This window comes from Allobosea sp. (genome assembly GCF_036675845.1).
Lineage (GTDB): Bacteria > Pseudomonadota > Alphaproteobacteria > Rhizobiales > Beijerinckiaceae > Allobosea.
The window spans coordinates 1-10875 of sequence record NZ_JAKFED010000111.1; the positions used below are offsets into that span (position 1 = coordinate 1).

Annotated in this window: 9 protein-coding genes and 1 pseudogene; 8 read left to right on the forward strand and 2 right to left on the reverse strand. The window is 68.0% G+C overall.

The features are described from left to right. Nucleotides 1–229, forward strand: a pseudogene (locus V6M56_RS12100) (MFS transporter); the annotation flags it as partial. A 213-nt stretch (nt 230–442) separates the two neighbouring features. Continuing rightward, nucleotides 443–1429 carry an acrylyl-CoA reductase (NADPH) gene (acuI, locus tag V6M56_RS12105; protein ID WP_332684009.1) on the forward strand — a complete coding sequence of 329 codons (987 nt, stop codon included), beginning with the start codon at nt 443–445 and terminating at the stop codon, nt 1427–1429. Nucleotides 1430–1525: 96 nt separating this feature from the next. On the opposite strand, the gene V6M56_RS12110 is transcribed toward acuI, so the two are convergent. Next, nucleotides 1526–2428: a LysR family transcriptional regulator gene (locus V6M56_RS12110; RefSeq protein WP_332684011.1), complete on the reverse strand. Its 903-nt coding sequence runs from the start codon at nt 2426–2428 to the stop codon at nt 1526–1528. 107 nt (nt 2429–2535) lie between these two features. Then, entirely contained in the window at nt 2536–3516 is a 981-nt protein-coding gene (locus V6M56_RS12115; protein WP_332684013.1) for an L-threonylcarbamoyladenylate synthase, read from the reverse strand. A 169-nt stretch (nt 3517–3685) separates the two neighbouring features. On the opposite strand from V6M56_RS12115, the gene V6M56_RS12120 reads away from it, so the two are divergent. The 6 genes from V6M56_RS12120 to V6M56_RS12145 all read left to right on the forward strand — a co-directional run. Further along, on the forward strand, nt 3686–5461 hold the full coding sequence (locus V6M56_RS12120; RefSeq protein WP_332684014.1) for an acyl-CoA dehydrogenase: 1776 nt from the start codon (nt 3686–3688) through the stop codon (nt 5459–5461). Further along, nucleotides 5458–6309 carry an SDR family NAD(P)-dependent oxidoreductase gene (locus V6M56_RS12125; protein WP_332684015.1) on the forward strand — a complete coding sequence of 284 codons (852 nt, stop codon included), beginning with the start codon at nt 5458–5460 and terminating at the stop codon, nt 6307–6309. The genes V6M56_RS12120 and V6M56_RS12125 overlap by 4 nt, the downstream gene beginning before the upstream one ends. A 17-nt stretch (nt 6310–6326) precedes the next feature. Further along, nucleotides 6327–7187 (forward strand): SDR family oxidoreductase, encoded by an 861-nt coding sequence (locus tag V6M56_RS12130; protein WP_332684018.1) that lies wholly within the window; start codon nt 6327–6329, stop codon nt 7185–7187. Nucleotides 7188–7279: 92 nt separating this feature from the next. Further along, the gene (locus V6M56_RS12135; RefSeq protein WP_332684020.1) at nt 7280–8269 is read left to right on the forward strand and encodes a magnesium transporter CorA family protein; all 990 of its coding nucleotides are present in this window, start codon (nt 7280–7282) and stop codon (nt 8267–8269) included. A 39-nt stretch (nt 8270–8308) separates the two neighbouring features. Then, nucleotides 8309–10087 (forward strand): SLC13 family permease, encoded by a 1779-nt coding sequence (locus V6M56_RS12140; RefSeq protein WP_332684021.1) that lies wholly within the window; start codon nt 8309–8311, stop codon nt 10085–10087. A 167-nt stretch (nt 10088–10254) separates the two neighbouring features. Further along, the coding region (locus V6M56_RS12145) for an exonuclease (RefSeq protein ID WP_332684022.1) at nt 10255–10875 on the forward strand (621 nt) is incomplete at its 3' end.

Here is a 10875-nt window from a genome sequence, read left to right on the forward strand (position 1 = left end):
GATGCTGATGTTCGGCACGAAATACATGGCGATGCTCTACGGCTTCGCCTTCTTCTCGCATCAGGTCGGCGGCTTCCTCGGCGTGCTGCTCGGCGGCATCCTCTATGAGCGCTTCGGCTCCTATGACATCGTCTGGTGGCTTTCGGTGGCGCTCGGCGTCGCCTCGGCACTGATCAACCTGCCGATCGTCGAAAAGCCGGTGTTGCGCCCGGCGGCGCAGCCCGCCTGACCAAATTCGCACCGGCTTGCCGCTTGCGGGCGGCGGCCGGGCAAGGTCAACTGCCTTGCTCGCCGGATCTCATCCTCAGCCCTCATCCTGAGGAGCCGCGTGAGCGGCGTCTCGAAGGATGCTTCCAGCGCTCACTGGAAGCATCCTTCGAGACGCGGACATTCGTCCGCTCCTCAGGATGAGGGCTGAGGTAGAGATTTCCGGAGTGCACCGATGACCACCTTCAAGGCCCTGATCGCCAGCAAGGGCGAAACCGGCACCAGCCTCGCCTTCGGCGATTTCGCCGAGGCCGACCTGATGGAAGGCGACGTCACGGTCCGCGTCACCCATTCGACCGTCAACTACAAGGACGGGCTCGCTTTGACCGGCAAGGCCCCGGTGGTGCGGCGCTGGCCGATGATCCCCGGCATCGACTTCGCCGGCCGCGTCGAAGCCTCGGACAACCCCGCCTTCAGGCCGGGCGACCTCGTCATCCTCAATGGCTGGGGCACGGGCGAGACGCATCTCGGCGCCTACGCCCAGAAGAGCCGGGTCAAGGGCGACTGGCTGGTGCCGCTGCCGGCGGGCATGAACCCGGCCGAGGCGATGGCGATCGGCACCGCCGGCTACACCGCCATGCTCTGCGTGCTGGCGCTGGAGAGGCATGGCCTGAAGCCGGCCGACGGCCCGGTCGTCGTCACCGGCGCGGCAGGCGGGGTCGGCTCTGTCGCGATCGCGCTGCTCGCCAAGGCCGGCTGGCACGTCATCGCCTCGACCGGCCGGGCCGAGGAGGCGGACTATCTCAAGGACCTGGGCGCTGCCGAGATCATCGATCGCAACGAACTCTCGGCGCCGGGCCGCCCGCTCGGCAAGGAGCGCTGGGCCGCCGGCGTCGACGCGGTCGGCTCGCATACGCTGGCGAACGTGCTGTCGATGACGAAATATGGCGGCGCCGTCGCCGCCTGCGGCCTGGCGCAGGGCATGGACCTGCCCGCCTCGGTCGCGCCCTTCATCCTGCGCGGCGTCGCTCTGCTCGGCGTCGATTCGGTGATGTGCCCGAAGCCGCGCCGGCTCGAGGCGTGGGCCCGCCTCGCCAGCGACCTTGACCGCGACAAGCTCGCGGTGATGACGACCACGATCCCGCTCGATGACGTCGTCGAGACCGGCCGCGCGATCGTCGACGGCAAGGTCAGGGGGCGGGTGGTGGTGGAAGTCGGGTGAGAGGCAGGGGCGTCATTCTCGGGCGAAGCGCAACGCAGACCCGAGAATCCCTTGCAAGAGATGCTCGGCTCAAGGCCGAGCATGACGAAACCTTCGTCACACCGTCCCCTCGATCAGCGCCTTCCGCTTCGCCAACTCGCTGCCGCAGAAATCCATGAAGGCCCGCACCCGCGGCGCATGGCGGATGTCGGGATGGGTCAGGATCCACAGGCCGGTCGTGAATTCCGAGCGCGGCGGCAGCAGGCGCACCAGCCCCGGGCGCTGATCGGCGATGAAGCAGGGCAGGGGGCCGATGCCGATGCCCTGCTCGACCGCTTCGGTCAGCCCGAGCACGGCGGAGGAGCGCAACGCGATCCGCTCCGGCTCGACATGGTCGCGGACATAGCGCGCGGCCTTCACATAGCCGAGATGGTCGCCCAGCGTCACCCAGATGCGCTGGAAGAGCTTGGCCGGATCGGCCTGCTCCTCGGGCGTGACGGGCGCGTCGGCGCGGGCATAGACGGCCCAGTTCAGATCGGCCAGCCGGCGCCCGATCAGGGTTTCGCCGGGAGAATCGCTGGCGCGGATCGCGACATCCGCGTCGCGCCGCGAGAGGTTGAGGGTCTGGCTGGCGATGACGATGTCGAGCCGGATCAGCGGGTGGGCCGCGCGGAACTCCGCGAAGATCGGCAGCAGCATATGCAGATAGAGCGTGTCCGTCGTCGTCACGCGGACTTCGCCGGAGGGTGCGAGATCACGCCCGGCCAGGCGCCGTCCGAAGGCGGTGACGTCCTCCTCGATGCGCGAGGCGAGCGCTGCCATCTCCTCGCCGGCCGAGGTCGGGACATAGCCGGTCTTGCGGCGCTCGAAGAGCGGGTGGCCGATCTGCTCCTCGATCTGGCCGAGCCGGCGGAACACCGTCGAATGGTTGACGTTGAGCGCGGCGGCCGCCCCGGTCAGCCCACCGGCATCGGCGACCGCCTTGATCAGGCGGAAATCGTCCCAGGCTAGCTTCGACATCGAAATGGGCGGGCTCCCGGAACGGTTCCCGCAGCATCGTGAAATCTTGCGCGATTGCAAGCTGCGCTGCGCGAGGATGCGGGAGGCGCTCTCAGCGCGGCCGCATCTCAGCGTGGCGCGGCGGCGCGGCCGAGGCGGTTGTTGATCGCTTCGCCCAGTCCCTGCATCGGCACCGGCGCGACCGCGATCACCGTCGCCCCCGCTTCGTCCAGCCGGCGCAGGGCCGCGAACAGATTGGCCGCCGCCTCGTTGAGATCGCCGCCCAGGCTGAGATTGAACGAGAGCGGTGGCAAGGCGTGGCCCGCGGGTTCCGGCCCGAAGCCGAGCCAGGCCTCGCCCGGCAGCGGCGCTTTCGCGCCCAGCCTGACCGCCGCTTCCGGCGCGTAATGCGAGGCGAGCAGCCCCGGCGCGATCGGCGCCGCGCCGCTTGCCGCATCGGCGCTGACGAGTTCGCGCCCGATCGCCGCTTCCAGCGCCGCGCGCGGCACGCCGCCCGGCCGCAGCAGCTTCGGCGCGCCGCCAAGGCAGGCGACGATGCTCGATTCGACGCCGATCGCGGTGGCGCCGGCATCGAGCACGGCGTCGATGCGGCCGTCGAGATCGACGAGGACATGCTCGGCAAGGGTTGGGCTGACCCGCCCCGAGCGGTTGGCGGAAGGGGCGGCGATCGGCCGGCCGGCGGCGGCGAGAACGGCGTGCGCGACCGGGTGCGACGGCACCCTGAGCGCCACGGTGCCGAGCCCGGCGCGGGCGAGGTCGCTGACCGTGCAGGCGCCGGAGACCGGGACGATCAGCGTCAGCGGCCCCGGCCAGAACGCCTTGGCGAGCGCCAGCGCCGGCGCGTCGAAAACGCCCTCGCGACGGGCTGAGGCCGTGTCCGGCAGATGCGCGATCAGCGGGTTGAAGCTCGGGCGCTCCTTGGCGGCGTAGATCGAGGCGACGGCCTTGCCGTCGGTCGCGTCGGCGGCGAGGCCGTAGACCGTCTCGGTCGGCAGCGCCACCAGGCGTCCGGCCCGGAGCAGCCGCGCCGCTTCGGCGATGCCGGTCTCGTCGGGTTGCAGGCGCTGCGTCTGGCGGGTTTCGGGCACGGCTGCTCTTGAAAGTTTATATATGAACCATAACAATGCCGGGGCGGCATGCGTGAAGCCGCGCCGGCTTGCGCGTTGGCGGAGGGCATAGTTCGCCGCTAACATCGCCGTCAAACGCAATGCAGCAAAAAGTGCCCGCCGGGATTCGCAGGGCGTCGAGGAGAAGACCATGTCGTATCGCGCCCCGGTCGAGGATATCCTGGCCACCATGCGCCATGTCGCAGGGCTCGACGCCCTCCTGGCCGATGGCCTCGCGCCCGAGCTCGAGGACGGCGTCACCGAGGCGGTGCTGGAGGAGGCGGCGAAATTCGCCGGCGATGTCCTCAGCCCGCTCAACCGCATCGGCGATCAGCATGGCTCGACCCTGAAGGACGGCGTCGTCACCACCCCGCCGGGCTGGAAGGAGGCCTATCACGCCTGGGCGCAAGGCGGCTGGAACGCCCTGCCGGGGCCGGAGGCCTATGGCGGCCAGGGCCTGCCCAATCTGGTGCAGTCGGCCTGCACCGAGATGTGGAATTCCGCCGCCTTCGCCTTCGCGCTCGGCCCGCTGCTGACCGTCGGCGCGATCGAGGCCGTGCATGCCCATGGCTCGGATCATCTCAAGGAAACCTATCTCGCCAAGCTCGTCTCCGGCGAGTGGATGGGCACGATGAACCTGACCGAGCCGCAGGCCGGCTCCGACCTCAATGCCCTGCGGGCCAAGGCCGAGCGCGCCGGCGACGGCACCTACAAGATCACCGGCCAGAAGATCTTCATCACCTATGGCGAGCATGAGATGACGGAGAACATCGTCCATCTCGTGCTGGCCCGCCTGCCCGATGCGCCTCCCGGCACGCGCGGCATCTCGCTCTTCCTCGTGCCGAAATACCTGGTCAATGGCGATGGCTCGCTCGGCGAGCGCAACGATGTCCGCTGCTCCGGCATCGAGCACAAGCTCGGCATCCACGCCTCGCCGACCTGCTCGATGGCCTATGGCGACAAGGGCGGCGCCATAGGCTGGCTGATCGGCGAGGAGAACCGTGGGTTGGCCTGCATGTTCACGATGATGAACAATGCCCGGCTCAACGTCGCGATTCAGGGCGTGGCGATTGCCGAGCGCGCCTATCAGCAGGCGCTCGCCTTCGCCCAGGAGCGCCGGCAGGGTATCGCGCTCGACGCGCCGAAGGGCGCGCCGATGAGCCCGATCATCGTCCATCCCGACATTCGCCGCATGCTGATGGAGATGCGCGCCAAGACGCAAGGCGCGCGCGCGCTCGCGCTGATGCTGGCGGCGGCGCTCGACCGCTCGCATCGCGAGACCGATCCGGCAAGGCGCAAGGCTGCCGCCGAGCGCGCCGCGATCCTCACCCCGGTCGCCAAGGCCTATGCCACCGATATCGGCGTCGAGGTCGCCTCGACCGGCATCCAGGTCCATGGCGGCATGGGCTATGTCGAGGAAACCGGCGCCGCCCAGCATCTGCGCGACGCCCGCATCGCCACGATCTACGAGGGCACCAACGGCATCCAGGCCATCGATCTCGTCCTGCGCAAGCTGCCGCTCTCCAATGGCGAGGCGGTCCAGGCGCTGATCGACGAGATGCGCGGCGTGGTCGCCGCGGTGCGCGAGGCCAATACGCCGGGCTTCGGCCAGGCGGCGGCAAGGCTCGGCGCCGCGGTCGATTCGCTCGAGCACGCGACGCGGTGGATGCTGGCGACGATGGGCGTCGACCAGGCGAGCGCGCTTGCCGGCGCGACGCCCTATCTCAAGCTCTTCGCGCTGGCGCAGGGCGGCACCGGGCTGGCGAAGAAGGCGCTGGCGCTGCGCGGCGAGGATGCCGGCGCCGCCGCGCTCGCCACGGCCCGCTTCTTCGCCGAGCACAACGCCGCCGAGGCGCCGGGGCTCGAATTGGCGGTAACCGAGGGCGCCGGGGCGGTCGAGGATTCGGCGGCGGTCTTCGCGGCGTGACGGAGCCTTCCTGGCCCCTCGCTCAGAAGGTCTGCCTGGTCGCCGGGGCCTCGCGCGGGCTTGGGCGCGGCATCGCCAGGGCGCTCGGCCAGGCCGGGGCGACGGTGATCTGCACCGGCCGTTCCAGCGAGGCCGGGCCGCGCACCGACCAGCGTTCCGAGACCTTCGAGGACGCGGCGCGCGAGGTCGAGGCGGCCGGCGGCAAGGGCCACCCCTATCGCTGCGACCACATCGCCGAGCGCGAGGTCGACCAGCTCGTCTCCTGGTCCCTGCGCCGCTTCGGCCGGCTCGACTGTGTCGTCGACGCGGTCTGGGGCGGCAATGAGGGCTATGACGGCGAGCGCTATCCCGACGGCTCGGCCTTCGGCGCGCCGTTCTGGCGCCGTCCGGTCGCCAGGCTGGGCGAAAGCTTCGAGAGCGGCGTCTATGCGCAATTGCTGCTCGCCCGCGCCGTCGCCCCGGCCATGGCGCAGATGCGCCAGGGCCTGATCGTCACGGTGAGCTTCGACACAGGCAGCGGCTATCTCGGCGACGTCTTCTACGATCTCGCCAAGACGACGATGAACCGGCTGAGCTTCGCCATGGCGCAGGAGCTGAAGCCTTTCGGCGTCACCGCCCTCGGCCTGTCGCCGGGCCATGTCCTGACCGAGCGGGTGCGTGACGCCGGCATGGCCGGGGAGACCACCGAGACGCCGCTCTATGCCGGGCGCGCCGTCGCGGCGCTGGCCGCCGACCCGGAGGTCGCCCGCCATGCCGGAGAGGTGCTGCATGTCGCCGATCTGGCGCGGCTCTACGGCTTCACCGATGCGGACGGCACGCAGCCGGCCCGCTTCACGCTGCAACCATAAGGCTGGAGGAAACCACCATGTCGCTCAAGGGCAAGACGCTGTTCATCACCGGCGGATCGCGCGGCATCGGCCTCGCCATCGCGCTGCGGGCCGCGCGCGATGGCGCCAACGTCACCATCGCGGCCAAGACGGCCGAGCCGCATCCCAAGCTCGAAGGCACGATCCATACCGCTGCCGCCGAGATCGAGGCCGCCGGCGGCAAATGCCTGCCGCTGATGGTCGACATCCGCGAGGAGCAGGCGGTGGCGGAGGCGATCGCCAGGACGGCCGAGCACTTCGGCGGCATCGACATCCTCGTGAACAATGCCAGCGCCATCTCGCTGACCAACACGCAGATGACCGAGATGAAGCGCTTCGACCTGATGCACCAGATCAACACGCGCGGCACCTTCATGGTCTCGAAATACGCGATTCCGCATCTGGAGAAGGCGCAGAACCCGCATATCCTGATGCTGTCGCCGCCGCTCGACATGAGCATGCGCTGGTTCGCCCCGCATCTTGCCTACACCATGGCGAAATACGGCATGAGCCTGTGCGTTCTCGGCCTCGCCGGCGAGCTCGCGCCGAAGGGCATCGCCGTCAACGCGCTCTGGCCGCGCACCACCGTCGCGACCGCCGCGGTCAGGAACCTGCTCGGCGGCGACAAGATGGTGCAGGCGAGCCGGACGCCCGAGATGCTGGGCGAGGCGGCCCATATGGTCTTCAACAAACCGTCGCGCAGCTTCTCCGGCAACTTCCTGATCGACGACAGCTTCATGGCCGGCGAGGGCGTCACCGACTTCACGCCCTACCGCGTCGACCCTTCGGTACCGCTGATGCCGGATTTCTTCGTGCCGGCCGACAGCAGGCCGCCGCAGGGGGTGAAGGGCGGGATGTGAACCTGCCGTCATCGGTTTGACACCGCCGGAGGTTTGGAGTTGGTGCCCTCCAAAGCGGCGCTCCGGCGCCTGCGCTTCCGGGATGACTGCCCATGCTCCTGATCCATGGAATCTGTCCGACGCGGGGCGACCGTCTCGTCCACCAGACCATCGGGCCCGACGAGTCGATCCCCGCGGGGGCGATCTGGATCGACCTGCTCAACCCGACGACACCGGAGGACGCCAAGGTCGAGCAGCATCTCGGCATCTCGATCCCGACCCGGGAGGAGATGCATGATCTCGAGCCGTCGGAGACCATCTACGCCGAGGACGGCGCGCACTACATGACCCTGCGCGTCATCTGCCAGTCGGAAACGAACGTGCCCCGCCTTGCCGACGTCACCTTCATCCTGACCGAGAAGGCCCTGGTGACGGTGCGCTACGACGAGCCCGGCGCCTTCAACATCTTCCTGAATCGCGTCACCAAGCCCGGCGGCTGCGAGCTCGAGCCCGCCGGCGTGATCGAGGGGCTGATCGAGGCCGTCGTCGACCGCGCCGCCGAGGTGCTGCGCGGCGTCGGCGACCGGATCGACCTGCGCTCGCGCCAGATCTTCGACGGCAACAGTGCCAGCGTCGAGCAGGGCCGCGTCTACCAGGCGGTGGTGCGCAAGATCGGCCAGTACGAGCACATCATCTCGAATGTCCGCGAGAGCATGGTCTCGGTCGAGCGTGTGCTGCTCTACCTCTCGGCCAACTTCAAGCGCACCAAGAAGGCGGCGAGCGGCTTCACGCCGGAATGGCGCGCTGCGATCCGCGACGTGCAGGCGATCGAGGAACATGCGACCTTCCTTTCCAGCAAGCTGCAGTTCATGCTCAATGCGACGCTCGGCCTGGTCAGCATCGAGCAGAACAAGATCATCAAGCTGTTCTCCGTCGTCGCTGTGGTGATGATGCCGCCGACCCTGATCGCCTCTATCTACGGCATGAATTTCGAGAAGATGCCGGAGCTGAAATGGGAGTTCGGCTATCCGCTGTCGCTCGGTATGATGGTCGTCGCCGCGATCCTGCCCTACCTGTTCTTCCGCTGGAAACGGTGGTTGTGACCGGGTGGCGACCGATTTCCCGCTTCAGATCGGCTGCCGATGACACTGCCCCAGATCTTCTCCTGCCTGCTGATCGCCGCGATGATGGCGGCGTTCCTCTGGGGACGGCTGCGCTATGACGTCGTCGGCCTGCTGGCGCTGCTGGCGGGCATCGCGCTCGGCGTCGTTCAGCCGCAGGATGCGTTCAAGGGCTTTTCCGACGACATCATCATCATCGTCGCCAGCGCCCTGATCGTCAGCGCCGCGGTGGCGCGCTCGGGGCTGGTCGAGAGCGTGCTCGCCCGCGTCGCGCCGGCGCTGCGCAGCACGCAGACGCAGATCATGGTGCTGGTCTTTTCCGTCGCGGTGATGTCGGCGATCGTCAAGAATATCGGCGCGCTCGCGATGATGCTGCCGATCGCCTATCAGATCGCGCGCAAGGACGGGAAATCGCCTTCCGTCTTCCTGATGCCGATGGCCTTCGCCTCGCTGCTCGGCGGCATCGTCACTTTGGTCGGCACCTCGCCCAATGTCATCGTCTCGCGGGTGCGCCAGGAACTCGGCGGCGAGCCCTTCGCCATGTTCGACTTCACGCCGGTCGGCATCGGCGTCGCCCTGGCCGGCTGCCTGTTCCTCAGCTTCGGCTACCGGCTGCTGCCGCGCGACCGGCAGGGCTCGGCCTCGCTCGATCAGGCCCTCGACATCAAGGATTATGTCACCGAGGCCCGCATTCCGGACAATGCGCCGCTCGCCGGCAGGACGATCGCCGATCTCAGGAAGCCCGCCGATGGCGAGGTCGAGGTCGTGGCGCTGCTGCGCGGCGGTCAGCGCCGGCGCACGCCGCTGCCGGATGCCGGGCTCAAGGCCGGCGATATCGTAATGCTGCGCGGCGAGGCCAAGGCGCTGGAGCGGGTCGTCGCCGAGGGCAAGCTCGAGCTCGTCGGGCAGAACCGGCCGACCGAGATCGAGGGCTCGCTCGATCCGGCCCGCACCGGCGAGGCGGTGGTGACGCAGGCCTCGGCCCTGGCCGGGGCGACCGCTGCCGAACTCGATCTCCATGCCCGCTTCCAGGTCAATTTGCTCGGCATCAGCCGCGCCGGCGAGCGCTTCACCGAGCGGCTGCGCGATATCCGGCTGGCGGTCGGCGATGTCGTGCTGCTGCAGGGCGACGAGAGGCTGCTGCCGGAGCGGCTGCGCGAATTGGGCCTGCTGCCGCTGGCGGCGCGCAGCCTTTCGCTCGGCAGCGCCCGCCGGCGCCTGATCACCGGCTCGATCGTCGCGGGAACGGTCGCGGTCGTGGCGCTCGGCCTGGTGCCGGTCGCCATCGCCTTCTTCGCCGCGGCGGTGCTGCTGCTGGCGACGCGGGCGCTCTCGCTGCGCGAGGCCTATGCTTCGGTCGAGGCGCCGATCCTCGTCATGCTCGCCGCCCTGATCCCGGTCAGCGACAGCCTGCGTACCACCGGCACGAGCGATCTGCTGGCCGGCTGGCTGGCGCAGGCCGGCGCCGGCCTGCCCGGCTGGGGTGCGCTCGGCCTGATCCTCGTCGCCGCCATGGCGGTGACGCCCTTCCTCAACAATGCCGCGACGGTGCTGGTGATGGCGCCGATCGGCGCCGGCTTCGCCCAGACGCTGGGCTATAATCCCGACGCCTTCCTGATGGCGGTGGCGATCGGGGCCGCCTGCGACTTCCTCACGCCGATCGGCCACCAGTGCAACACGCTGGTGATGGGGCCGGGCGGCTATCGCTTCGGCGATTATGCCCGCCTCGGCGCACCGCTGTCCTTGCTGGTGGTGTTGCTGGCCGTGCCGCTGATCCTCTGGGTCTGGCCGCTGCGCTGAGGAGCGGAGAGCAATTGTGCGATCTGTGGAGTTGGCTTCAGTGATGCTACCATCGGAGAGCGCTACGGCCTAAGAAGGTCGCGCTCTATGGTTTTTTATATGCACGACTCGGCTATCCTCTCGGGGAGGTCAGAAAGCCTGCAAATTTGTGAACAAGGGATTGGACGATGAGCCATCTCGTCGACGAACTGCAGGACGAAAAGGGTGACTTCTATGAAATCTCTCTCAGCCGACCCCATGAAATGAGATCAGGGGTGGACGCGTACTTTTCAGCGGACGTTGAGACGGATGGTCCCATTCCGGGACCATATTCGATGCTTTCGTTTGCACTTGTATACGCGGGCTCATTCGATGGTCGGCGCTTTCAGCGCCCTCAGGACTATTCGAAGAAATTTTACGCTGAATTGAGGCCGATTTCTGAGAATTTCGAGCAAGAGGCGCTTGCGGTAAACGGATTGGATCGCGGGCGTTTGTTGTTGGCCGGCTCTATGCCAGAATCTGTTATGACCGAAGCGGCGGAGTGGGTAAATTTTGTCGCAAATGGCGCTAGGCCGATACTTGTAGCGTACCCATTAAGTTTCGACTGGGCATGGTTATACTGGTATTTTACTAGATTTTCGAGAGAGGGGTCGCCATTCGGGCATTCGCAGTGCTTTGACATTAAAACCGCAATAGCTGTGAAAGCCCGTATGCCGATTTCGCAGTCGGGGCGCTCAAGAGTGCCAGAGAGATTGCGTTCGAAGAGAGTTCATACTCATCATGCAGTTGACGACGCGATCGAACAGGCT

What these genes read in the sequence shown, in the direction of transcription:
- V6M56_RS12140 (WP_332684021.1), top strand. Translation starts at nt 8,309, where the DNA reads ATGACACTGCCCCAGATCTTCTCCTGCCTGCTGATCGCCGCGATGATG.
- V6M56_RS12120 (WP_332684014.1), top strand. Translation starts at nt 3,686, where the DNA reads ATGTCGTATCGCGCCCCGGTCGAGGATATCCTGGCCACCATGCGCCAT.
- V6M56_RS12110 (WP_332684011.1), bottom strand. Translation starts at nt 2,428, where the DNA reads ATGTCGAAGCTAGCCTGGGACGATTTCCGCCTGATCAAGGCGGTCGCC.
- acuI (WP_332684009.1), top strand. Translation starts at nt 443, where the DNA reads ATGACCACCTTCAAGGCCCTGATCGCCAGCAAGGGCGAAACCGGCACC.
- V6M56_RS12135 (WP_332684020.1), top strand. Translation starts at nt 7,280, where the DNA reads ATGCTCCTGATCCATGGAATCTGTCCGACGCGGGGCGACCGTCTCGTC.
- V6M56_RS12130 (WP_332684018.1), top strand. Translation starts at nt 6,327, where the DNA reads ATGTCGCTCAAGGGCAAGACGCTGTTCATCACCGGCGGATCGCGCGGC.